Here is a 24,350-nt window from a genome sequence, read left to right as displayed (position 1 = left end):
GAAAAAGGAATTCCTATGCCCGAAGAGAAAAACAATTTTCATTTGCCTATTGACTTTAAAAAACTAACTGAAGTTGATGCTGGAGAAATTCTTTCAGATATTTATGGGAAAGCTTTAGATGGAATTCCAAAAGTAAGTCGTTCAGTAGAAGAAATGGTAAATGACTACGCTTGTAAAGCCGACACACCTAAAGATGCCGCTCTTATGCTCGTGCAAAATCAAGTTCTCAAATGTGGTACATCAGGTTTTCTTACTGGTCTCGGTGGCCTTATTACACTGCCTGTCGCAATTCCCGCAAATATAGGTAGTGTTCTATACGTCCAATTAAGAATGGTTGCCGGAATTGCAAAATTAGGTGGTTATGATATTAAATCGGATCAAGTACAAACCATGGTATATCTTGCCTTAACGGGATCTGCATTAAAAGATGTTGTTAAACAAGTTGGAATTAAGTTTGGTGAGAAAACACTCCAAGCTGCTATTAAAAAAATTCCAGGCAAAGCATTAGTTGCTATCAATCAGCGTATTGGATACCGTTTAATTACAAAATTTGGCGAAAAGGGAATTATTAATCTCGGAAAAGCAATTCCTCTTATTGGAGGCGTTGTTGGAGGAAGTATTGATGTAATTTCCACTAAAATAATTGCTAAGAATGCAATTGATATGTTTATTAACAATGTAATGCCAGAAGGCTCAGAATTGTCTAATGAAGAAATTGCTGATATAGACTCTATTGATATCACTGATGAAAGTGAATTGATTTAATATTTGATTTAACAGTAAAACAGCCGTCTTCTTATTGAGGGCGGCTGTTTTTCTTGGATAAGACGTTTTTCTCGCCAGGAGTTACTCCCCTAGCATGGTTTGTAGGTCATAGCCAAAGGACTTAACAAACTCGTAAGCGTCCTTCTGCCAATCCTCTTTGAAGACGCCAGGGGCGGTCTCGAAGAAGCTAGAGTCCAAATAACGAATAATAATGAAGTTGCTGTTTGGCTGGTCGAATCCATTGCCTCTACTGAAATCGATACCGTGACCAGTATTTTTTCTCATTGCGGCCTCAAGAATAGGAACTGTGAGCTCGTTGACAGGAACTACGATATCTGCCCTATCAAAGAAGCCACCCTTCTCTTTAGTGAAGACAAAGAGATTGTTGAGTGCGCCACCTGCAACGCACTGAACTCGGCGAATATCAGAAAGCTTGACCTGATGCTTTGCGCCGGAAATTACGCCGTTTGCGATTGTGATCTTTTTCTCTTTGAGGCTGAACCCGAGCTTAGTGTTTAACGTATCAAGGTTATTAGGGAACTCAGTAGTAAGCTTATTGGCTGCAAAAGCGAGGATGATAGTCTTTGTATCTAGGATGTTGTGTCCAAATCCACGAAGCTTAAGGTCTGTGTCAATGCTAACGAGATTATGGCCGTCGTTATCCTTAAAGGTAATCTCATAAGGACCGTTTGAGCTGCAATAATTCAGCATGAAGGTTGAACCGACCTCTGAAAACAAAACCTTGACCTCTGGCTTTCCATTACCCGGAACATAAGCCAGACCATCTTTTGTAACGGTATAAGAATATTTATCGTCGCACTTAATTGATACCTGTCGATCCTCAAAAATGCTTCTCATATACCTTTTACCTCCACGTTTTGCAGTACAGGAAATAACCAGAAACTACCTTAAAATTATATCGTGTTGCTGGATAATTCTTTGGTACACGCTAATTTTTCGGCGGATGAAGATAACTTGACGTTGGCAGAGTCGTCAAAATTGTTAGAGCAATTTGATTTCTACATAATGGACTCTGTTTATTCATAATCGTGAATACCGCAATTTTAGGTTACTGATTTTAGTGCCCAAAAAGGTAAAAAAGCCGTTTAGTTGGGGATGAAAATTGAAATTTCGTTATTTGATGCCCAACTAAACGCATTTTTTACCATAGTTAAAAGTTTTTCCTGGGCAAACGCGTATGCAGAAAAATGTAACCCCCAACTAAACGAATTTTTTACCACTTGGCGCTGTGGTAAATACAGAAGTTTTACAAAACACCAGGATAGCCATACGACGGGATAGTTCTGCGCCGCACATACGGTGGCTTTGACAGACTGGCGGATTTGGCGGCCTTCCACGAGCCACGCAAAACAGGCTCCTGGTTTTACCAGGAGCCTGTTTTTAGTCAGCTATCAACGAGTTCGAAAAGCCTAGCTATTAGCTGTTCTTCCTTCTCAGAGCAATACCAAGACCACTCAGAGACAGAGCTGCAGCTCCAACGATTGAAGCAATGCCTGAGGCGTCACCAGTATAAGGAAGACCTGGCTTCTTAGGCTCTGGAGTAGTAGGTGGCGTAGTTGGAGGAACAACAGGAGCAGTGTTGGTCACTGTGAAACCGTCGTCCTGATTACCTGTGATCTGGGTTGTGTAGCCAGAAATAGGAGTCTCGGAGATGGTGTATGCGTACTCGTGACCATCAGTCTTGTCGTAGAACTCAAGGTTGCTGAAGGTGTGCTTCCAGTCGTCAGCCTTGGTGATGGTTACCCTATCAACCTCGACACCATCACGATACAGAACAATCTCAGCAGAGTCGCCTTCCTGGTTCTCCCAAACCTTGGTGACCGGAATATCGCGAGTCTTCATGTTGGTGTTGGTTACTACATAGTTAGTAGCGTCGCCAGTAATCTGCGTGGTGTAGCCATCAACTGCATCCTCAGTAATGGTGTAGTTGATCAGTGCGCCATTGTTGTACTGGTTAAGGTTGCTGAACGTGTGCTGCCAGTTGTCTGCAGCAGTCAGAGTAGCGCTCTGAACCTCGACACCATCAGCGAGCAGGTGAATAGTTACGCTATCAGCAGGTGCACCAATCCACTTCTTTGTTACTGGAACAGAAACCTTACCTTCAATGGTGTTGGTAACTGTAAGCTCAGTAGCTGAAGAACCAGAGTAGGAAGTAGTGTAGTGAGCAATTGGGTCTTCCTTGACGGTGTACTCAATCTCGTGACCAGCAGTGTAACGTGGGAGGCCGTTGAAGATGTGAGACCAGTTGTTGCCTGCGTTCAGATCAAACTCGTCCACCTGGGTGCCGTCTGCATAGAGCCTGACGTGAACACTAGTAGGACGCAGGCCCTGAGCATTATTGTCGTCAACCCAGACCTTCTTAACTGGGATACTCAAAGCCTCAGGAGCATGCTGGTTTGTAATCTCAAAGCCATTGATGCTTGTGGTGTAGTCAGGTACTGCATCCTCAGAAACGGTGTAGGTAATCTCTGTGTTGCCATTGAACTTAGGCAGGTCAGAGAAGGTGTACTCCCAGTTATCTGCAGCAGTGACTGTCTTGTGCTGAACCTCAACACCATCTGCAAGAAGCCTGACAACAATGGAAGCAGGGCGCTTACCGTCGTTGTTGTTAGAGTCGTCCCAGAGCTTCTTGCCAGAGACGGAGACCTTCTCCTGCTGCAGCTGGTTGGTAACACTCAGTGCAACGGAATCGTTTGGTGAATTCTCATCTGCCTGACCAGAAGTAGCAGTCACCTTGTACTTCTTGCCATTGTAAGTGACCATGCCATTGGCGTCTGTGCCTACCTCTTCAAGAGTGTAGACGATAGGAGTCTTTGTGCTGGTACCGTCGTTGTGAGTCTCAACAGTGTACTTACGAAGATGCGTGAACGAAGCAGTCCAGTTGTTGGCCGCGGTAAGGTCAAGCGTCTTACCAGTATCAACGCCGTCAGCAAGAAGCTTTACGGTAATGGAGGTAGCATCTGGCTGAGCAATTGCGTTGCCGTCAGCGTCAAGCCACTTCTTCTCTACCTTGACATCCATGATGTCAACAAGCTGGTTTGCGACCTTCTCGGTACGACGCATAGCAGCTTCATTGTTGTAGATAACGCTCATGTCGTTGTATGCAAGAGCCTCGGAGAGGTTTGGATCATACAGTGGTGCCTTCATGGTAAGAACCGCAGAAAGAACGGTGTATGGAGGCAAAATAGTGCCATCCTTACCAACAATCTTGATTGCCGTTACCTTGGTGTAGTCAGCTGGAGTCTTAGTCCATTCTGGGCTGTTAATCTCGTTGATATCGTTCTGAGCTGGGTGTTCATCGGTGCGATAGTAAATCTCGTACTGGGAGCTGACATCAGTTGAACCAATCCTCAGATCAATAGGACCCTGAAGTGTATTGCTGAAAGCAGAGTTTCTGCCGTCGCCCACATATGGCAACACGTCGTACATAAGAATCTTATTCATTGGCGTGTTGTAGTAGTTACGAATGCTCAGACGATACTGGAAGAGTCCGCTGGTATCAGTGACGCCAGCAAAGTCAGTCATGATAGTAGCCGAGGTAAATGCCCTACCGTAGAATGTACCGCCGCCAGCAATATTTGGCTCAAGACTACGGATGTGTTTATCAGACTGGATACTCTCAACGTTGTTGCCAAGAACCTTTGCAGTTGCCTTCAGAATAGTCTCGTCAGTGACACCATTCATATTGATGTCAAGATTATCCCGAACAAAGTTACTGGCGTTATACATACCAGAGAAGTCATCTGGTGTGCCGTGAGTCCAGTTTGTGGCGTAGAAGTAGACGTCATTATTGTTGTTCAGAACGTCATTCTCGGCCTTAGAAGGAATGATGTCGTCGTTGATTACCAGGTTCCTAATCTCATAACCCATGGTTCCATACTGATACACGTATCCAGATGGAAGGGTAATCTTGATTGCATTGCGACCGGTCTCGTTGTAGTTCCTGATGTACTCAACCTTCTCAGGCTGCAGCGAGTCAGCAATTGGTGAAACCGAGGTGTTCGCGTCATAAGAAACGCCTGCAGGGAGAAGATCAACGAAGGTTGGATTCTTCAAATAACGAGCAGGTGAAAGCTCTGACAGTGCAAAGCCAAAGCGAGCACTGAAGCGCTCGTTTGGCATACCAACGCGCTGGTACCAAGAGGACTTGGACAGCCAGACCTTCTCGCTAAATGGAGTAAAGCGAGAAGACCAATTTGCGGAGAAGTTCATTGGGGTCTTAGTGCCGTCAGTATTAACTTTGTTGGCGTTGACCTTGATGATGTTGGTAATAGGCCTATCGCTGTAAACCTCGCCAAATGGATTCATGAACATCATCTGGATGTTGAAATCAATGTTGCTGGCTGGCTGCAGGGTTACGTTCTTGAAGTAAATACCAATCTTCCTGTACTGAGGAGATACAGCGGAAGCATTGGATGGATCAAGCGTACCCTGGTTGATCTGGTCCAGATAGGACTGCAGCTGCTGCTTGCTTGCCGAATTCATGTCAGCGCGGTAAAGCCAGTTTGCTCCATTTTTCGTAGTTGGAATAATGTCGTAGCTGCCGTCTGCCTTGTAGCCACGGACCTCAATCTGGTCCATGGAGAGTCCAACTCGCTGGCCAACTGCAATAAGGTTGCCGGTCAGCGCAGTCATGAAGAGGCGGTTGTCAGTGTTGGCAACATCCTCGATGAACTCGATGTCGGTGAGTGGGGCGTCCAGCTTGTTGACCAACTTGATGGTGTAGTCAAGCTTCTTAACAGCAAGACCGTTCTTGTCGTACTGGATGGTAACGGGACCGCGCTTGCTGAGCATACCGTTGCCGCTGAAATCATTACCAGCAAGACGGAATTGCTTAGAGTCGTCGTCAAAGTTGTGCTCGTTACCAGGAACCTGACCCACGGTCTCTTCTGCAGCACTTGGGTTGTAAGGAATACCCTGAAGTGTTGCAGTGTTGTTGAAGATTACGCGATTAGTGCCATCGAGGTAGCGAGCGCCTGGGAAAGAAAGCTTGAGCTGGGAATATCCAGGAAGGTTATCTCTGATGTAGTCATTGAGAACGGTGGTTCCTGCAGGAATATCAAATTTGAGGGTTACGGTACGTCCATCTGGGCTGAGCGTCCAGTTGGGGTTCTTAGCTGGGTCAAAGTGAGCGGTAACGGTCTGACCTGCTGCGTTTACGTATGTAGGAAGGGTATCAGTAATGATGATGGAGCGATAAGCACGATGATACTGGAAAAGCCTAAAGCTGAAGATAACGTCTGCAGTTTTATCGTTGGAAAGAGCGGACGAATCACCTGGGGCGTTAATGCCACCGTACAGGAGCTGATCATTAGTCTCCTCACCTGCAACCTGCTTCATGAGCCAAGGCTTGTCATAGGTGATGGAGTATGTCTGATCCGGCATGTTAGCAAGCTCGGTGCCGTCAGCATTGTACACACGAACAACTGGCTTGAGCTGGAAATCTGCTGGGGTAACCAAGTACCTAAAACTCATAACATAAGGGAGCTCCAGCTTAACGGTGGTATCGATAGTATTGAGGTACAGGCGCTTAATGGTCCTACCATCAGGGGTAACGATGGTCTCCTCGCGCTTGATAATAGGCTGTGTAGCTGCTGCTGGAGTAGCAAAGTTATCAAGGTAGGTATCAGGAGTAATGTTGTTGGTGTTGTTGACATCCGTAGAGGACTGCTTGGTGTTTACCTCAATCTCCAGGTAAAGACCGTCGATTGGCTTATGGAGGCCGGTTGCGTCAATCTCGATACCTGTAGAGATGTTTTCATTGTCCTTAACGGTTGTGGGTGAAGTGGGCTTAAGGTTAACAGTAAGTTGTCCGTCAGCGCCAAAATCAATGTTTTGCGTCAACGGATATGTCACTGCCTTTGCAACAGTGCTTGTACCCAAAATAATGATACCGGTGAGCATCATTATTGCTGCAAACATAGTTGCAAACGACTTCTTAAAGTTGCTCATATCAACCCCATCTTTCCTATCGAACGTACCCCTGGAGATATACATAGCTCCATTAAACATACTAACGGTTTTTGACCTAATTTCTTAAGAAATATTGTGTTCAAATAAAGTTTTTTATCTCAATCTTGGACAAAGACTTTGAAAACTGACTATATTGCGCACAACTAATGCTACTAAGTGCGTAGATTTAACTCCATTACTCCTGGCGAGAAAAACGCTCACACCACGCCATCCTATTTTCCATTTCCTTCATGCTCCTTTAAAAAAATTGGCTGGCGTATATGCGTCAACCAAAAATAATTCTTCGGTCAGTACTTTCTGCAAAAAATGATACTGGAATAAGTACATATCAACAATAAACAGACATCCCTATGAATAAATAATCAAATTAACTCCATAGTTTTGTACCACGGAGTCGTCGTGGCGACGAACGTTGCTTTTTGGATTGACTTTAAGTTGCCTTTAGGTTGTTTTTACTTCCAAGTTCATCGGGTTTCTCGCCAAAATGTTGTGGATACAACAAATGAGCGTAACAAACAAACGTAAAATAGAGTTACTGCTAAGCAATCTGCAAGTAAAATTAAACAAACTGCTGTTAGACACTATAGGAGAGTCGTGCCAGAACGAGCCTACATTTCCAGATCAACTCACCTGATGGGCGCGACTATCACCATTTCTTTATTGCCACCCTCCAATGATTCGCAGGAAGAGCGCGCTGCAGAACAGCTACTTGATAACGTCTTTGAACTCCTTAACATCTATAACCAGCGGTTTAGCGCAAACGACGCCAATTCCGAGCTTATGCAGATCAATCATGCAGCAGGCAAGCATCCTGTCCCCGTTGACCCCGAGCTGTTTGAGCTCATTCAAATTGGCAAAGAACAAAGCCTTATACCTGCAAGTCATTTAAACATTGCACTTGGCCCCTTGGTACAAACCTGGCGAATCGGCTTTTCTGACGCTCGCATTCCAAATAACGCCGAGGTCACGCACGCGCTGTCGCTTACTGATCCACAACTCATTGAATTGGATCCTCTGAGCTGCACCGTGTTTCTCGCCAAAGAGAGCATGAAGCTGGACCTGGGGTGCTTGGCCAAAGGCTATATCGCTGACAAAATTGCAGATTATCTGAAAAGTCAGCACGTTATGTCCGCCCTTATCAACCTTGGCGGTAACATTAAGACAATTGGCTCCAATGTGCTCTCGAACAGGCCGTGGCAGATTGGCATCCAGAATCCGCGACAACCGCGAGGCACCAACCTTGCTGTGCTGCCTATTTGCAACCAGTCCGTGGTGACCTCCGGTACCTACGAAAGGAAACTGCAGGTAAACGAGCACACCTATCACCACATTCTTGACCGCAAGACAGGCTATCCAGTTGACACGCAACTTACGAGCATCACGATTATCTCGGACAACTCACTTGATGGAGAAATTTGGACCACGCGCCTTTATGGCGAGAAACCCAAACAACTCCTTGCCCGTGTTGAACAAGAAAAAGGCATCGAGGCGCTCATAGTAACCACTGATAATCGCGTATATTATTCGTCGGGAATCTCGCCTGAGTTCCTTGCGTAATTCAGAAAGGAAGTTTGATGCTTAACTTTGTTGGCCTTATTGGCACCAATTCAAAAGAGTCAAATAACCGAAGACTCCTGCAGTTTATGCAGAAGCACTTTGCCGACAAGGCCTCTATTGAGCTGGTGGAGATTGACAACATTCCCCTGTTCAACAAGCCTCAAAAGATGAAGGTCCCCGAGGTTGTCTCAGAGCTTGCAAAGAAAATTGAGGCCGCCGACGGCGTCATCATCGCAACTCCAGAGTACGACCACTCCATTCCAGCGGTCCTGCAAAACGCGCTTGCTTGGCTGTCCTACGGCATCTTCCCTATGGTCAACAAGCCAGTCATGATTGTCGGCGCATCCCTGGGCACACTCGGATCTTCTCGCGCACAGCTTCAGCTCCGTCAAATTCTGGACGCTCCCGAGCTCAAGGCCGCAATCATGCCAGGTTCCGAGTTCCTTCTTGGCCGCGCCGCCCAGGCATTTGACGAGAAGGGCAGCTTGAAGGACAAAGCTACCGTCAAGAAGCTTGACCTGCTTTTTGACGATTTTCGTCTGTTTGTGAAACTCAACGAGAAAATGGCCGCATCGCGCGAACTTCTCCGCAAAGAGGCCGAGAACTTTGACTGGGAAAACCTGTAGGCCTGGAAGGAACTACTACTATGAAATTTGTCGGAATCGTCGGTTCAAATGCGGAGATTTCCTATAACCGAAAGCTTCTGCACTTCATCAAAAAGCATTTTGCCAAGCAGTTTGAGCTTGAGATCCTTGAGATCGATAACATCCCTCTATTCAACCAGGACCTCAAGTGGGACGAGAACTTCCAGCTCCGCCTGCTGTACAACAAGATTACCCGCGCTGACGGCGTCATTATTTCTACGCCCGAGCACAACCACACCATCTCACCTGCGCTGAAGAGTGTCATCGAGTGGCTCTCCTACGATGTGCATCCGTTTGAGAACAAGCCCGTCATGATTGTCGGCGCTTCTTACTACGACCAGGGCACTTCTCGCGCACAGGTTCATCTGCGCAAGATTTTGGACGCTCCGGGCGTAAATGCATACGTTTTACCTGGTAACGAGTTCCTTCTTGGAAAGGCCAAGCAGGCTTTTGACGAGGATGGCAACATTATCGACGAGCGCACTGTCGGCTTCCTGGGCCTTTGCCTGGATAACTTTGTCAAATACGTAGAGGTGGTCTCCAAGTTGAAGAAGCCAAAGCCAATCGCGCCAGAGGATCTGGACGTAACCAACTCAATTTCCACCACTATCCAGGGCATTGATCCCGACGATCCTGATTGGGTCGAGAAGGCCGCCGAGCTTGTGGGCGCGGTTTCGGGCGACACATACGTTAAGCTTGACCACGGCATTTTGACGGTCAACCAGATTGACATGTTCCTGAAGGCAATGCCATTTGAGCTAACTTACGCGGACGACAACAACCAGTTCCTTTACTACAACAACGCTCATGACAACCCAGACACTATGCTGGCAAAACGCGTTCCTGAGCAGTCGGGTGACCGTCTTTCCACAGTTCACAGCTCTCTTCCAGAGGGTCGCATGAAGAACGTTGAGTTTGTCATCGGCGTTCTTCGCAACGGCGACAAAGAGTATGTACGCACCATTGTCCCAGGTACACCAGCCGACATCATCAACACCCACAACTACCAGGCAATGTACTATCCTGATGGCTCATACGCAGGCATTAATGAGATTGTCTTTAACTTCAAGCCATGGCTTGATTGGTACCTGCAAACCACAGGTCAGCGTCTCGTAAGCGCTAGCGGCGCAGTTGTTCCGCCAGCTGGTGCTCCCGCCCCTGCTGCTGGTGCTCCCGCACCAAGTGCAGGCGTAGATGCTACCTCCGGAGCAAGCGCTTAACGTGCAGCTATGTGCTGCAACGCGCTCAACGCGCAACAGAGCGCAAGTTGAAGCGCGACTGCGACGCCCTTGATGCGCCTACCTACACATACGTGCGACCAAGTGCAATGACACGCAACTGGAGTAATATACTTCCCTCGCCTTCCAGAAATAGACCTCTGGAAGGCGAGTTTTTTGAGTTAAGTTACAAAATTTCTATTTCAGCTAGAAATGTATTCATTTCTACGAATATCTATCATCGGATATTCAATATTGTGTATCACTCAATTTTTAGGCCAAAATTTAGGGGACTAAAAAGGTAAAAAATCCGTTTAGTTGGAGATCAAATCTTTAAAAAGTCATTTTTATCTCCAACTAAGACCATTTTTTACCACCGTTGCAATTTTTTATCTGCGAAAACTCGTTATGCAGAAAAATGAAATTCCAACTAAACGCATTTTTTACCACTTTGGCGAAAATCAGCATTCGGTATTACTGGACACACCTCAACCAACTGGGCATCTTTCACTCAATTGTTCATCGCTTGACTACCGGGCACCGTCAAGCACTACCGAAGCCATCTAACGTTATCCAACAACACTCGACAGCTACTACCCTTCAAACTTGTTGATCTTCCGGTCGTAAGTGAGCAGGCCGTTTACCTCTTCCTCGACGTCTGATACCTGGGTGTAAATGTATCCCGCAAGGCCTTCAACCTGCAGCGATTCCGCCTCTGTAAGCAACTTTTTGACAGCCACTCGCCAATCCTCAACCGTGGCAAAATCCCCGTACCCATATGAGTGGTCAAGTGACGTATGACCTGGTGTCATCTGCGCAAGACCACCAAACTCAGAGATTATTGCCGCTCGATTCCCCCGTTGCTTCCCGCTCCAACCTGCGCGAAGTGGGCGGAAGTAATTGTGAATGCTCATAAAATCTCCACAGCCCTGATCATACCAGCCGCTTGTCGCATCAATTGGACGTGTTGCATCCAGCGCGCGAACAGCCTCAGTAGCTGCGCAAGTATCAAACTGTCCCCAGCCCTCATTAAAGAGCGTCCAAAATCCAATCGATGGATGCCCGTCCAGGAGTTTGACCATTCCTTGACAGGTTTCTGTCCACTCTTTGCGATATGCCTCGTTACCTGCGGATAAAGCCTGATGATGTTCTGGAGTTGAGTCGTCAAATCGGCCCCAAGTAAAGCTGAACAGCGTCGGCTTCTGACTCGTGTGCCAGGGACTATACGCACTACCTCCCGAAACACAATCCTGCCAAACCAGCATGCCGAGTCGGTCGCAATGGTAGTACCACCGCTCGCTTTCAATCTTGATATGTTTACGCAGCGTATTAAAACCAGCCGATTTCATAGCCTCTATGTCAAATACCAGCGCATTATCGGACGGTGCAGTCATCAATCCGTCAGGCCAGTAGCCCTGATCAAGCACGCCGCGCACAAAATATGGCGCCCTGTTCAAGTGAACCCTTGGCACGCCAACCTCATCAGGCTTCACCTCAACAGTACGAAACGCGCAATAGCTCCGAACAAAATCGACCGCCGCACCATTCTGCCAAAGTGTTGCCTCCACGAAATAGAGGTACGGTCTCTCCGGAGACCACAACTGCGGTTTGTCTACCTGTAGTTCCTCGCAAATTTCTCCTGCTTCGCTCACCGGAAGCCTGGCGAGAAGAACGTCTTGCCCAAGCTCATCCTTGAGCGCCAACTCCAGCTCCAGTGCCTCCGACTGCAAGCTTGCCTGCCCGCTTACCTGTACGTTCGTCTTAACTTCAAGCACGCCGTACATGTCGCCCTTCAACGTTAGCGACTCAAGATGAGCTGCAGAAACAACTTCATACCAAACGCTCTGCCAAATGCCACTTTGAGCGGTGTACCAAATGTCGCCACGAGAAAGTCGCTGTTTACCTCGCAGTTGAGAGCCAGCGTCACTTGGATCCCAAACGCAAAGCACAAGCTCAGCGGTGGTCCCACTCTTCGCCGCGTCCGCCACCTTCGCCGCAGTCGCCACCTCAGCCGCACTCTCAGCCACGCCTTCCGCCTCGACCAACCCAAGCAGATCCGTGATGTCAAACGAAAACGGCAGGTAGCCGCCGGTATGCGTGCCGGCGAGCTTGCCGTTTACAAAACACGCGCACATCCAGTCGACAGCATCAAAATGCAGAATAAGTCGCTGGTCATCGACCAGTTCTGGCAAGTCAATTTTGCGCCTGTACCATAAAAGCTCATACGGACGCACCGTTCGACCAACCCCAGAAAGCGGAGCTTCTGGCGAGAACGGCACCACAATCTGTCCGTCCCAACAGGAAGGAATCGCCTGTTGCGCGAGGGTCTCTACACCAATCCCGCCATCTACCGGCACAATCGCGTAATCCCATACGCCGTTTAACATCACGTAATTGTCACGCTGCATACGAGGACACGGATACTCAGGCAACACGTTCGACGAATCAAGCGCCTCTCCCCACACAGTCGTCAGAGAATTGAGTGTCTCCTCCGTATGCTTTTTGGGCGCACTTGCCAAAACGCGACGAATATCCAGCATGGTATCTCTCGTTTCTCCTGAAGCAGCAGGTACAAGCACTAACAAACTAGCATGACGTGTATAGTGCAGGCATGACACAATTATGCCTTGCGGACGTATGTATATCATAGCCGCTTCGTAAAAGTATTTATATAGCGAGAAAATCAAATAAGCCCCAGCTCACCTATGGAACTGGGGCTCGAATAAAAGCAAATGGTCACGTTTATATTCACGTTAAACGCTAGTGTCTGGGAAACCATGGAATGCAGCGATTGACTCGTTTGCAGTACTCTTTGTACTCATCACCAAACTGCTCGAGAAGCCACTTCTCCTCCGTTGCCTGCATCATCACAGTTAAGAGCGCCCAAAACACAAGATGTAGAGGCAGCAGATAAAGATTACTAGAGAGCAGCACCGCACCCGACATAACAAACGCAAATGCGGAGTAGATAGGGTTTCTTACCAGCGCATAAACACCAGTAGTTACCAGCTGATTTGCAATGATCTTCTCACGAAGTTTTTCTTTGATGGCAGCTGAAACCCACAGCCAGATGCCCACAATCAGAAAAGCCGTGCCCACGGTGTGCATCACGCCGACCGTGGCTCGAATGCGAAGGTACGGAAGAAATCCAAGCTTAGACAGGGCAATGCACGCAACCGTCAGCACCGTGATGGCAATCACATAAGCGGGGCCGACACCAAGTACTGGAAGGTGATCCTTCTTCTCGTTCTGAGCAGGCATTTGTTAAGCTCCATTCGGTTAGCACTTTGTTAGCCTAAGTGAACTATGCCATAAAGTTTACACCAATATTTACACTTTGACGTGCGGATTTTTATACTGACCATGTCTGTTCGTTGCCCCCTTACCATACTGAATGGCAAACGTAGGACAATGATGCAGGCAACGAAGACATGCGGCGCACTGGTCCTTAACCCACACAGGTTTCTTATCCTTCATCTGAATGGCTTGAACTGGGCACTTTTGTGCGCAAAGACTACATCCGATGCACTTTTCTGAAACCGAGAAGTGCTGCGTCTTCCTTTCATTGTTGTATATGGGATCCATAAAAAGTCTCACTGCGTACGGGACAACGCCCTGCATGTGATTACCAACAGATCGCTCTTTGATTCCGCTTAGTACAGCGTCAATATAACTCTCGGCTTTGTTGTTAATTTGCTGGACCTTTGCCTTGTCGCTCAAATCAAAAATTGGAGTCCAGGTATCAGGCATTTTGACGCTAAAACCAGCGTTGAGCTCTAGTCCTTTGCTAGCAAGAATCTTTTTTGCGTCAACAAACGTACAACCAGCCGTTGTCCCGTATGTTGTCACAATAAACATGTACGGCGTAGAGGCACCAGTAACCTGGAGATTCTGCAAAAACTCACGAGTCGTAATGGGGAGCTCCCAGTTATAAACTGGCGTCACAATGCCAAGCATCTCATCTTCTGAGAGATTTACCTGGCCGTTTGATACCTCGATCGAGACTGCGGTGTCATTAAACTCCGCGGCAATTCGCTCGGCAACATATTTGCAATTACCGGTTGCAGAAAAATACAAAATCATGTGTCCCTCTCCTGCGCGGTGATTATTAGCCGCACTCCCATGACACTAATAATAAGCCATTTCATCTGGTTAATATCAGTTACTACCCACTATATGAGTGTCCATTACACTGGACACTCAGAATCCTTTTTAAGCCTATGATTATTCAACGATGAGAAATAAATTACCTGTTCAAACAGCTGATTTTTTCTCTAACATCTCTGAAGGGAACACACCATGGAGCGAACAATTGACGTATCTACAAACCTGAGCACGCAAGTTCCGCCTGACACCATAAGCGTAGACATTACTATTCAAGGTGTTTCTAAGAACCGTGAATAATGCACCGCCAAATATAACGAGCTACTTCAAACAATCAAAGATGCGCTACAGAAAAACGGGTTACCTGCCTCAATTCTGAAAAACAACAGGTACTCGATTTCAGCTCACGAGATTAAGCAATATCAAAAAGAAAAGTGGGAGCGTTATTACGTTGCTCATACAATTGTTGAAGGATTTGATTTTCGTGCAGAATTATCTATTAAAGAACAACTTGAGACAAACCTTGTAGAGAAAATCTGGAAAGCGCTCAGTTCGTGTGGAGATGAAGTGACTTTCTCAGTTGAATTTGCAATAGAAAATGAAAAACCTATTAAGAACAAACTTTCTACTGACGCTATTATTTCTTGTCGTCAGCAAGCTAACCTTCTTGCCAAAGCAGCTGGTGCAAAGGTTGTTGGACTGCAAAATGCGACTTATGACATTAAAGAAAAAGACTTTGTCTATACGGCTTGCGCTTGTAGTGCGTATGACGATTACGAAAGTAAAAATCAAGTACCTGCATTTGATCCATCGGATATTGACGTTAACTGCTATGTAAAAACTACATGGGAAATCGAGCTGCTGCCGCCGGACGATCTGCTGTAGCCGTACAATTCACCGCACTTAAAAGGGTTTCTCGCCTGGCGAGAAACCCTACTTGTAGCACGTCATTTACTTTCAGCAAGCGGTCTGTGAACGCAAGCTGTTTACCAACAGCAAGCAATCTCTGACCACAAGCCGTTTCGAACGCACCCCGTTTACTGGTAGCGGAGCGACTCCACAGGATTGAGCTTTGAGGCTCGACGAGCAGGCCAGTAGCCAAAGATGAGTCCGATGCCAATGCAGATTCCCGAGGTGATCATCACGATATTTGGGGTGATGATGGGCGTGATACCAGTTTCAAGCTGTATCATGCTGCCAAACGAGCCGGCCAGACCCCATGCCCCAGCGTAACCCAGGGCAATGCCAATCACGCCGCCCATAATGCAAATTAGGATGGACTCGCACAGGAACTGCTTGGTGATGTCGGACGCGCGAGCACCCAGAGCCTTACGCAGGCCAATCTCCCTAATGCGCTCCGTCACGTTGGTGAGCATCATGTTCATGATGCCAATACCGCCAACTAGCAGCGAGATACTTGCCGTAGCGGTAACCAGAACCTGGAACGACATCAGTGTGGCGTTCATCTGCTCAATGATGGACGAGAGCGTCATGACCGTTACGCGGTCTTCTGCCTGCGCGGAAGGAATGTTAAACCAGTCCAACAACCAGGACTTTGTTTCATCTGCAAGCGCCTTCATGTCCACGTTTTCGCGAGCGTAACCAAAGACCTGGCTGATAGTTTTAGTGCCCGTCAGACGCGCCGAATACGTGGAATACGGGATGTAGGCAAGCAGTGTATCGCCTTGCCCGCCCCCATTTGGACCACTATCAACCACACCCACAATGGTGTAGCTATCGTTGTTGATGCGAACAACCTGTCCAATAGAAGCATCTGCACTGCCAAAGAGCTTCTCGGCAGACAACTTGTCGAGAAGAACGTTTCTAGATGTGTCATCTACATCGGACTTTGTGAAGAGCGAGCCCGCGGATGCCTTGAGGCCCATGACGGTAAAGTAGTCGGGCGTGCAGCCGATGATTCGCGCGTCAAACTGCTTCTCGGCCGAGTTGACGCGGGCCATGGTGGAGTCGATGCCAGTCACAAGCTCGTAGCCAGGTACACTAAGCTGCAGCATGTCAAGATCTTGCTGCGTGACCTCGCGGTCTGGCCATGCGTATATCATGACCATACGCGACTGGTTGAGGCCCAAAGAGCTTACCAGCGAATACTTGATGCCGTCGATAAGCGCCGTCATAGCAATAACTGCGCTGATGCCAATAACAATGCCCAGTACTGTCAACAAGCTGCGACCGCGGTTGGCGTTGAGCGCAGACAGGGTTTCTCGCAGCAGATCCATCAGCCTCATAGCGCAGCACCTCCTGTCGCGGGTCGTGCGCCCGTCGCAGCGTGCGCGCCTGTCACGGGGTGCACGCTCGTCGCGGTCTGTGCGGCGTGTTGCTTCACAAACTCCTTTTCCTGCTCGTCCGTGAGCAGGCGACCGTCACGAATATGCACCACGCGGTCGGCCCAAAAAGCGGTCTCGGGGTCGTGCGTAATCAGCACGATTGTCTTGCCGCGCTCCTGCATGGACTTGAACGTGTTGAGGACCATCTCACTGGTTGCGGAATCCAGGTTACCCGTTGGCTCGTCGGCAAAAATGACCGCCGGGTCGTTTACCAGTGCGCGAGCAATAGCTACGCGCTGCACCTGACCTCCGGAAAGCTCGTTTGATTTGTGCTCGTAGTACTCCTCGGGCAGGCCAACGGAGCGCAGCGCCTTCCAAGCACGTAACTCTCGCTCTTTTGCAGGAATGTCTGAGTAGATGAGCGGCAACATAACGTTTCGCAGCACTGTTGTGCGCGGTAGCAGGTTAAACGACTGAAAGACAAAACCCAGACGCGTGGCGCGAATCTCTGCCAGGTCGTCGTCGGAAAGATCTGCAACCTCAAGTCCCTCTAACTTGTACGAGCCGGAAGTAGGCGTATCCAGGCACCCCAAAATGTTCATCAGGGTTGATTTGCCTGAGCCAGATGGACCCATAATGCAGAGAAACTCGCCCTTCTCTACAGTCAGAGAAACGCCACGTAAAGCGTGCGTCAAACCCGCAGCCGTCTCGTAAATGCGATGCAGCTTATGTACCTCAATTACCTTGGACATACGCGTCGCCTACTTGGAATCTTTGGAGCCCGTCGCACCGGACGTTGTGTCAGTCGATGAGCCAGACGTTGCGCCCGCTGGAGCGTCCATAGCCGCGCCCTGAGATGGACCGCCGGCGCCACCGCCAATCATCACCTCAGTGCCGTCCTCAATGCCAGCACCTTCAATGACGGCCGTCGTAGAACTTTGCGCCTTTACGGTCACTGGCACGCGCTCTACCTGCGGGTAGCCCTTCTCGTCACGAGAAGTGACCACGTTGACGTAAGCGCCATCGCCGTCGTCCATGACAGCAACAAGAGGCACAGTCAGCACGTTATCCATGTGCTGAATCATGATGTCCACATTGGCAGTCATACCTGGCTTGATGGAGGCGTCGGGACTGCTGATGAGCAGGTCAACGGTGTAAGAAACGATGGAGCGACCAGGACTATCGTAACTTGCACCTGCATCGGCACCGTTGGACGAAACAGCAGAAACGTGAGTAACCACTGCATCGCAATACAGATCTCTCAAAGCTGTAAAGCTGACCTGAGCCTTCTGGTCAACAGCTATGCGAGAAATGTCTACCTCGTTAATTTGAACGTTTACTTTCATCTGGGAAAGGTCCGCGATAGTAATCAGAGGACCGGCGTTGCTAGCACCTGGCGCGGACGAGCCAACCGAAGCGCCGTTCACCGCGTTCATCACAATAACCGTTCCGTCGCATGGGGCGGTGACTACACGCTTATCTGCCTGGGCAATTGCGTCGTTATAGGCGGAGCGAGCCTCCTCAAGCGCAATCTGAGCGCTCTCCAGATTTGCCTCCGCTGCTTCCACGGCAGCAGCAATGGATGCAGCATTTGCCTCCTGGCCCTCCGCACCTGCCTCTGAGACACCATTGCGAGCGGAGACCAGAGCCGAGCGCGCTTTGCTAACCTCATTCTCAGCAGCTTTTACCTGCTGGGCAGCCTTACGCACAGCTTTATCTAACTCGTCATTCTTAATGGTAAAGAGCTTGTCGCCCTTATGAACGTACGTGCCTTCAGAAACCTGAACATCCTGAATAATGCCATCTACCTCGGGAGTTACCACAGTTGACGACACAGGCTTGATGGATCCAGACGCGGAAACAGAATCGCTGAACTCGCCGCGCGTGACAAACGTAGTGCTTGGCATCACGGTGGTGTTCTGGTTCTGTCCGCCTTGGCACATAGGCAAAATAAACAACGCGACGAGAAGAACAAAGACTCCGGCGGCTATTCCTGCCTTAATAAGTTTCTTTTTACGACGAGCTTTGCGGTGACGTGCAAGACTCTCGTACGCCTCACGAGCTTCAGCGTCTTCTTCACTTTCACCTGGAGAAATGACACCAATCTGGGAGCCTAGGTTAGCCGTCTGATCAGCTACCGTTGGAAGCGTAGACGCAAAGGATGCCTGTTGATATCCCTCAGGAGGTGTGGGGATGTTGGGGATCCCGGCGTCCGCACCGCCCGCATTTCCCTCGTTGGCTTCTTGCTTTGAACCGTGGTTGAAGTGAAGCATAGGTCCCTCCGAAATCCATGCTTAAAACACGAGAAATCCCAGAAGAAATCAGTTTGACCTTTCAGTTTATATAAAATTTTTCAGCAAAAGTTAGCTTGCTAGAACAACTACGGCGAGCGGTATAAAAGCAGCGGTCTGTGTCAGCGGGCTACACAAACGCGCAACCCTCGTAACTGTCCAACGTGTTTCTCGCCCCTATTGCACTACCAGCTTAAAGTTGTCATTTGATCGCTTGATGCTCCATTTTATAGATGTAGCGGAATCAATCAGCGAGAGATCATGTGAGACCAACAATAAAGCTCCTGGATATTCAGACAGTAAATGTTCAAGCGCTATGGTTGAACCAAGGTCCAAATAGTTAGTTGGCTCGTCCACTACGATAAGCTCTGGTGATTCAAGCATTCCCAGCGCAAGCATAAGCTTTCTCATTTCACCTGGACTGGTAGACTCACCTGCAAGAACATAATCAGGATCTGAATTGAGTTGTGCCACAATAGACAATACTCTTCCACGCTGGGAGTTTGATAGCCCTTTGATTTTTCTTACTGTCTCTGTTTTTTGCAGTTCAGTTGGCTCCTGAGGAATATATAACATCCGCACATCGTCAGAAATACCTGAAATAATTTTCTTTATCAGCGTTGTTTTGCCACAGCCGTTATCGCCAACAACACCAATATGATCCGTATTACCAATAAATAGCGGTGGTGTTTGTAGATGGCAATCTCCTATGAGAATGCTGTTAGGCTCCATCCTCAATAAAACTTTTCTATTACTTGCTTCACTATCCAGCCAGATATTGGAATCGTATTGTTTCTCAACCTGAATACCTGTGGCTTTACCTGTTGCCTTCTCAAGTCTATCCAACATGCGAGCAGCAAGCTTCCCAGCTTTACCGTCTTGACCTGAAACTATATAGCCCCGCTTTTTTGCACGCGCATCACTGTCATGCTTATCAATGTTTCTTCCACTTTTACGAGCCTGAACTCTAGAAGCCTCTTCTCTGCGCCGTTGGGTTTCTCGCTCTATGCGAGCCTTCTCTTTTTGCGCCGCTTCCTTTGCGTGCAATACGCTAGAGCGTTCAAGCTCTACCTGCGATGACGCCTGAGAATAACCGCCGGTCCTCATATTTGCCGTGCCGTTAGCTACAAATAAACATTGAGTACAGAGTTTATCCAACAATTCCCTATCATGTGAAATAAGCACCCCAATACCCTTGAACTGCGACAAAGCCGAAAAAAGAGCATGCTTTGTTGATACATCTACATGATTGGTAGGCTCATCTACAACAAGAACGTCAGGCGAAGCCCATAAAGCACACGCTACCTGGAGTCGCTTCTGTTGGCCACACGAAAGCGTTTCAAAACGCCAAGGCCAATCTTCTTCTAACAAAAGCTCTCGCCTCAGCTTAATTGCCGCTTCATCATAGGCAACCGCAAAATCAAAAAGAGTAGCTGGGGCCTCCGTTGCATTTTGAGCACAATATGCCGAGAAAAACGATGGGCTTACGACTCCCCTGTCAGGTTGCAATAAACCACATACGATACGTGCGAGGGTTGTTTTACCAGATCCGTTATTACCAACAAAGCCGGTCCATCCCTGTGGGAGTGTAATAGTCACATCCTGTAAGGTGGGCTCTACCGCTGATGGATAGGTATATTCAATATTTGAAAGATTAAGCTGCATGATACCTCGGTTCTGCCGAAGACCACGCGGAGTAGCATGCAATTATACACAGATAAATAGCTACAAATTAAGACATGATTAAGCAATACTACACCCGCGGTAGTGTCGTCGGTGACGTTACGTGAATTCGGGCTTTATGAGTATCGCTAGTTGTTCATGCACCTAATCCCTTCTCTTGCCAGTGCTTGCCAAAGGCCCTGGTGAATCAATTGAGACCATAATAGCTTTGAGAACACACTAGTACAAGAAGAGATTACTGAGGCAAAAAAATAGTTTTATCCTAAATCTTCAGCTCAAACTTTTCTTTATCCAACATTTTGATTACCTTTGCTGGACTTTCAGCCACAACTATTCGACCGTTACTGACTTTGCAAGGTTTCTTGGCTTATCAACGTCACAACCACGTGCAAGAGCCACGGAGCGCGCAAAAAGTTGGAGAGGTACCGAAGCAATGATTGGCGAGAAGGCATCTCTGACTTTAGGCACGTAGATGATATAGTCGGCATGCTTTTTGATTTCCTGATCACCTTCGGTCGCCACGGCAATAATCATGGCGCCGCGTGCTCGAGATTCTTGGATATTGGAGATCATCTTGTCGTATACCGGAGAGTTAGTTGCTACGGCAATGACAGGATAGCCTTTGGACAAAAGTGCAATGGGGCCATGCTTCATTTCTCCTGCAGCATATGCCTCAGCATGAAGATAGCTAATTTCCTTGAGTTTAAGGGCACCTTCGTAGCAAATAGCGGCTCCCATGCCACGACCAATGAACAAAGCATTATTGGCATCTTTGCAGGCCTGCGCGGCAATGTCGATAGCCTTTGCATCGCTGAGGACTTCTTCGACCTGCTCGGCGGTATCGGCAAGTTCTTTAAAGAGCAAGCGTATCTGAGCAATTGAGAGCTTTCCTTTTGCCTGTGCAAGAACCATGGCAAGAAGAGTCAGGCTCACAATCTGGCCGAGAAAAGATTTGGTTGAGGCAACGGCAATCTCCTTGTTAGCCTTAGTGTAGATAACACCGTCAGACTCACGGGCCACGGGACTGCCAATGACATTGGTGATGCCAAAAACCTTAGCGCCTTTGATGCGGGCATCGCGGATGGCAGCCAAGGTGTCAGCAGTCTCACCGGACTGAGAAACGGCAACTACCAGCGTTGACGGAGTAATAATGGGGTTGCGATAACGAAATTCACTTGCAGCTTCAACTTCGACAGGTATGCGTGCCCAGCCTTCAATAAGCTGACGGGCGATAAGACCGGCGTGGTAGCTAGTTCCGCAGGCAATGATATAAACGCGATCAATTAAACGGAGCTGTTCCAAGGACATGCCCAGCTCATCAATGGAAAGAACGCCGTTGGTCAAACGTCCTGCAAGGGTATCGCGGATGACACGAGGCTGCTCATGGATTTCTTTGAGCATGAAATCGGGGTAGCCGCCCTTCTCGACAACATCAACATCCCAATCAACATGCATAACTTTAGGTTGAATGGGGTTTCCATCGGCATCGGTATAGCTAATACCGTCGGGCTCCATAACAGCAAACTCGTTGTCACCAAGAACAGTGACATCTCGGGAGGCTTCGATGACCGCGATGATGTCGGATGCAACATAGCTGCCCTTCTCGCCATGTGCAAGGACAATGGGAGAATCTTTGCGAGTAACTACAATGCGACCGGGTTCCCGAGAGCATATAACAGCAAGGCCATAGGTTCCTACAATTTGCGAGCATGCCTTGGCAACAGCATCGCGAAGGTTGCCTCTGTAGGCTTCTTCAATAAGGTGAGAAACGACTTCAGTATCGGTATCGCTGCGGAATTTGTGCCCCCGAGCCTCAAGCTGCTCACGGAGTTCGGCAAAGTTCTCGATGATGCCATTGTGTACGACAGCAATTTTATTGTCACAAGAGGTATGTGGGTGGGCGTTGCGTTCACTTGGAGCGCCGTGCGTTGCCCAGCGGGTATGTCCGATGCCACAGGGGCTTGCATTATTGAGGTACTCCACCGCTTCAGCTAATCCCGCAACCTTTCCTACGCGATGTACGACCGTAAGTTCTTCGTTGGTTGCGTTTTGCAAAGCAATACCGGCAGAGTCATAACCACGATATTCGAGACGTCTCAGACCCTCGATGAGGGTATCTTTTGCGCTTTGGTGTCCAGTAAAACCAACGATGCCGCACATATATAAACTCCAATCGTGTGCTTCTGGGAGTGTCACAGAAACGATTAGTTTTAACCAACCCACTCTATTTTAGCGAGTTATATAGGCAAACTTGTATGGTATTAAAAATGAAGACCGGAGTATACAAAATGATGTAACAATGCTATTTGAGGGTAGCACTTTTGAAAATATAATAAATATGCTACTCATAACTTAATAATAACGAGAAGATCTAAAGTTCTCAAAATATAATTTTTATCACTACACCCCGAGAGCTCTTATTGGTACCACCATCACTCCATCTTCACGACAATAGCTAAAGTCACCTAACCCAACAAGCACCATAAGAAATGCAGGTGAACTCATACGTTTCTGATCAATCTTTTCCATGATTTTCTTAAGCGTCTGCGCACCTTGCTCGATTGCAGACTCACCGCCTAATTTAATTTCCACAAAACCATAAGATCCGTTCCTTAAATGAACAACAGCATCAACCTCTAGACCAGATTTGTCACGGTAATGTGCTACTGAGCCACCTAAAGCAGACGAGTAAATTCTCAAATCACGGACACACATGCTTTCAAACAAAAGACCAAACGTATTCAAATCAGCAATTAAATTAGCAGGTGATGCTCCAAGTGCCGCAGCCGCAATTGAAGGGTCAACAAAATGTCGTGTCGGTGAAGTGCGTATTGCAGTTCTGGAGCGCAAATTTGGACTCCAAGCTTCAAGGTCATCGATTACAAACAACCTTCTTAAGGCCTCTATATAACCTGAAAAAGCACTTTCTCCCAACGTAGCAAAGGAATCCATATCTTTTCGAATAGATTCGAGCGTCCCTTGAGAGGAACTAAACCTTGCATAGGAACGAAGCAGCGCGTGAGCAGACGCTTCATTCCTGTCAACTCCATCAACACGGCTTATATCAACGCTGGTAAGAGCATCTACATAATCGATAGCTTGTTGTAAGGATACATCTTGTTTCTGTCCAATTGCTTTTGGCCAACCTCCTCGGCATACCAAAAAAGCTAGGTCATCGATAGTACCTGACTGTGCTTGAGCTATCGGCTGTTTGCCCGCAAACATATCCTTAAGCGAAACTGAACCCGAGGAATCTTGCGACTCTAGTAATGACATTGGACGCATACGCATCCTGGCAATTCTTCCAGTTCCAGAATGAGCCGTTTTACGGACGTCTACTGGCACACTTGAACCAGTCAAGATAAATTGGCCGAACTCATCGCGACGATCAACCTCAAAACGAATTGCATCCCACAAAGAAGGCGCGTCCTGCCACTCATCAATAAGTCGTGGTGTATCACCATCAAGAAGCAACTGAGGGCTGAGTTCCGCCATACGCATATTCTGCTCGCGCAAATCAGGAGCCTGCATATATAAGATACTGTGTGCTTGCTGAACACATGAGGTTGTTTTACCGCACCATTTTGGCCCCTCAACAAGCACAGCACCTTTTGAACGCAAATGAAAAGCGAGAAGATCATCGCATACTCGAGGAAGATACTTTTTCATGAAGCCATCTACTTTCTTTTCATTAGCTTAAGGATAGCGGTTGTTTATATCATACCACGGCAGTTGGCTAATATTTACCACGGCAGTTGGCTAATATTTACCACGGCAGTTGGCTAATATTTACCACGTATATTGGCCAGT

The 24,350-nt window shown here is 47.9% G+C and carries 15 protein-coding genes and 1 pseudogene; 5 read left to right on the top strand and 11 right to left on the bottom strand.

Going from position 1 to position 24,350, the window contains the following annotated elements; all coding sequences use genetic code 11:
* Nucleotides 1–15: 15 nt before the first annotated feature.
* On the top strand, nt 16–765 hold the full coding sequence (locus tag HMPREF1647_RS04940; RefSeq protein WP_051485317.1) for an EcsC family protein: 750 nt from the start codon (nt 16–18) through the stop codon (nt 763–765).
* A gap of 81 nt (nt 766–846) precedes the next feature.
* On the opposite strand, the gene HMPREF1647_RS04935 is transcribed toward HMPREF1647_RS04940, so the two are convergent.
* Together HMPREF1647_RS04935 and HMPREF1647_RS06825 are read right to left on the bottom strand one after the other, a co-directional pair.
* A complete protein-coding gene (locus HMPREF1647_RS04935) occupies nt 847–1,623 on the bottom strand; it encodes a hypothetical protein (protein ID WP_035432629.1) in 777 nt (258 codons plus the stop codon).
* Nucleotides 1,624–2,202: 579 nt separating this feature from the next.
* Nucleotides 2,203–6,738, bottom strand: a complete 4,536-nt coding sequence (locus HMPREF1647_RS06825; RefSeq protein ID WP_052039151.1) for a Cna B-type domain-containing protein — start codon at nt 6,736–6,738, stop codon at nt 2,203–2,205.
* A 615-nt stretch (nt 6,739–7,353) separates the two neighbouring features.
* Between HMPREF1647_RS06825 and HMPREF1647_RS04925 the strand changes: the two genes are divergently transcribed.
* The 3 genes from HMPREF1647_RS04925 to HMPREF1647_RS04915 are packed head-to-tail and all read left to right on the top strand — an operon-like array spanning nt 7,354 to nt 10,180.
* On the top strand, nt 7,354–8,316 hold the full coding sequence (locus tag HMPREF1647_RS04925; protein ID WP_222926893.1) for an FAD:protein FMN transferase: 963 nt from the start codon (nt 7,354–7,356) through the stop codon (nt 8,314–8,316).
* 17 nt (nt 8,317–8,333) lie between these two features.
* Complete coding sequence (locus HMPREF1647_RS04920; protein ID WP_035432627.1) at nt 8,334–8,942, top strand: NADPH-dependent FMN reductase; 609 nt, start codon at nt 8,334–8,336, stop codon at nt 8,940–8,942.
* A gap of 20 nt (nt 8,943–8,962) precedes the next feature.
* Entirely contained in the window at nt 8,963–10,180 is a 1,218-nt protein-coding gene (locus tag HMPREF1647_RS04915; RefSeq protein WP_035432625.1) for an NAD(P)H-dependent oxidoreductase, read from the top strand.
* A gap of 590 nt (nt 10,181–10,770) precedes the next feature.
* Here HMPREF1647_RS04915 and HMPREF1647_RS04910 read toward each other — a convergent pair.
* From HMPREF1647_RS04910 to HMPREF1647_RS04900, 3 genes are all read right to left on the bottom strand, one after another.
* Complete coding sequence (locus HMPREF1647_RS04910) at nt 10,771–12,756, bottom strand: glycoside hydrolase family 2 protein (RefSeq protein WP_262363813.1); 1,986 nt, start codon at nt 12,754–12,756, stop codon at nt 10,771–10,773.
* Nucleotides 12,757–12,937: 181 nt separating this feature from the next.
* Nucleotides 12,938–13,438, bottom strand: a complete 501-nt coding sequence (locus HMPREF1647_RS04905) for a methyltransferase family protein (protein ID WP_035432622.1) — start codon at nt 13,436–13,438, stop codon at nt 12,938–12,940.
* A 69-nt stretch (nt 13,439–13,507) separates the two neighbouring features.
* Nucleotides 13,508–14,260 (bottom strand): EFR1 family ferrodoxin, encoded by a 753-nt coding sequence (locus HMPREF1647_RS04900; RefSeq protein WP_035432620.1) that lies wholly within the window; start codon nt 14,258–14,260, stop codon nt 13,508–13,510.
* A gap of 342 nt (nt 14,261–14,602) precedes the next feature.
* Here HMPREF1647_RS04900 and HMPREF1647_RS06945 point away from each other — a divergent pair.
* Nucleotides 14,603–15,166 (top strand): annotated as a pseudogene (locus HMPREF1647_RS06945) (SIMPL domain-containing protein); the annotation flags it as partial.
* Nucleotides 15,167–15,318: 152 nt separating this feature from the next.
* Here the strand turns inward: HMPREF1647_RS06945 and HMPREF1647_RS04890 are convergent.
* The 6 genes from HMPREF1647_RS04890 to HMPREF1647_RS04865 form a co-directional block, all read right to left on the bottom strand.
* Nucleotides 15,319–16,527 (bottom strand): ABC transporter permease, encoded by a 1,209-nt coding sequence (locus HMPREF1647_RS04890; protein ID WP_035432616.1) that lies wholly within the window; start codon nt 16,525–16,527, stop codon nt 15,319–15,321.
* Complete coding sequence (locus HMPREF1647_RS04885) at nt 16,524–17,318, bottom strand: ABC transporter ATP-binding protein (protein WP_035432614.1); 795 nt, start codon at nt 17,316–17,318, stop codon at nt 16,524–16,526. Before HMPREF1647_RS04885 ends, HMPREF1647_RS04890 begins: the two co-directional genes overlap by 4 nt.
* Before the next feature lie 9 nt (nt 17,319–17,327).
* Nucleotides 17,328–18,839, bottom strand: coding sequence for an efflux RND transporter periplasmic adaptor subunit (locus HMPREF1647_RS04880; RefSeq protein ID WP_035432612.1), 1,512 nt, complete (start codon nt 18,837–18,839; stop codon nt 17,328–17,330).
* A gap of 195 nt (nt 18,840–19,034) precedes the next feature.
* Nucleotides 19,035–20,522 carry an ATP-binding cassette domain-containing protein gene (locus tag HMPREF1647_RS04875; protein WP_035432610.1) on the bottom strand — a complete coding sequence of 496 codons (1,488 nt, stop codon included), beginning with the start codon at nt 20,520–20,522 and terminating at the stop codon, nt 19,035–19,037.
* A 348-nt stretch (nt 20,523–20,870) separates the two neighbouring features.
* Nucleotides 20,871–22,700, bottom strand: coding sequence for a glutamine--fructose-6-phosphate transaminase (isomerizing) (glmS, locus tag HMPREF1647_RS04870; protein WP_035432608.1), 1,830 nt, complete (start codon nt 22,698–22,700; stop codon nt 20,871–20,873).
* Between the two features lie 240 nt (nt 22,701–22,940).
* Nucleotides 22,941–24,209, bottom strand: a complete 1,269-nt coding sequence (locus HMPREF1647_RS04865; protein WP_035432606.1) for an ATP-binding protein — start codon at nt 24,207–24,209, stop codon at nt 22,941–22,943.
* Between the last annotated feature and the right edge of the window lie 141 nt (nt 24,210–24,350).

The organism is Lancefieldella parvula DNF00906 (genome assembly GCF_000758945.1).
Taxonomy (GTDB): domain Bacteria; phylum Actinomycetota; class Coriobacteriia; order Coriobacteriales; family Atopobiaceae; genus Lancefieldella; species Lancefieldella parvula_C.
Note: the sequence above shows the minus strand (reverse complement) of the source record. Positions and strands in the feature narration are given on the sequence as shown.

What these genes read in the sequence shown, in the direction of transcription:
- HMPREF1647_RS04940 (WP_051485317.1), top strand. Translation starts at nt 16, where the DNA reads ATGCCCGAAGAGAAAAACAATTTTCATTTGCCTATTGACTTTAAAAAA.
- HMPREF1647_RS04935 (WP_035432629.1), bottom strand. Translation starts at nt 1,623, where the DNA reads ATGAGAAGCATTTTTGAGGATCGACAGGTATCAATTAAGTGCGACGAT.
- HMPREF1647_RS06825 (WP_052039151.1), bottom strand. Translation starts at nt 6,738, where the DNA reads ATGAGCAACTTTAAGAAGTCGTTTGCAACTATGTTTGCAGCAATAATG.
- HMPREF1647_RS04920 (WP_035432627.1), top strand. Translation starts at nt 8,334, where the DNA reads ATGCTTAACTTTGTTGGCCTTATTGGCACCAATTCAAAAGAGTCAAAT.
- HMPREF1647_RS04915 (WP_035432625.1), top strand. Translation starts at nt 8,963, where the DNA reads ATGAAATTTGTCGGAATCGTCGGTTCAAATGCGGAGATTTCCTATAAC.
- HMPREF1647_RS04905 (WP_035432622.1), bottom strand. Translation starts at nt 13,438, where the DNA reads ATGCCTGCTCAGAACGAGAAGAAGGATCACCTTCCAGTACTTGGTGTC.
- HMPREF1647_RS04900 (WP_035432620.1), bottom strand. Translation starts at nt 14,260, where the DNA reads ATGATTTTGTATTTTTCTGCAACCGGTAATTGCAAATATGTTGCCGAG.
- HMPREF1647_RS04890 (WP_035432616.1), bottom strand. Translation starts at nt 16,527, where the DNA reads ATGAGGCTGATGGATCTGCTGCGAGAAACCCTGTCTGCGCTCAACGCC.
- HMPREF1647_RS04885 (WP_035432614.1), bottom strand. Translation starts at nt 17,318, where the DNA reads ATGTCCAAGGTAATTGAGGTACATAAGCTGCATCGCATTTACGAGACG.
- HMPREF1647_RS04880 (WP_035432612.1), bottom strand. Translation starts at nt 18,839, where the DNA reads ATGCTTCACTTCAACCACGGTTCAAAGCAAGAAGCCAACGAGGGAAAT.
- HMPREF1647_RS04875 (WP_035432610.1), bottom strand. Translation starts at nt 20,522, where the DNA reads ATGCAGCTTAATCTTTCAAATATTGAATATACCTATCCATCAGCGGTA.
- glmS (WP_035432608.1), bottom strand. Translation starts at nt 22,700, where the DNA reads ATGTGCGGCATCGTTGGTTTTACTGGACACCAAAGCGCAAAAGATACC.
- HMPREF1647_RS04865 (WP_035432606.1), bottom strand. Translation starts at nt 24,209, where the DNA reads ATGAAAAAGTATCTTCCTCGAGTATGCGATGATCTTCTCGCTTTTCAT.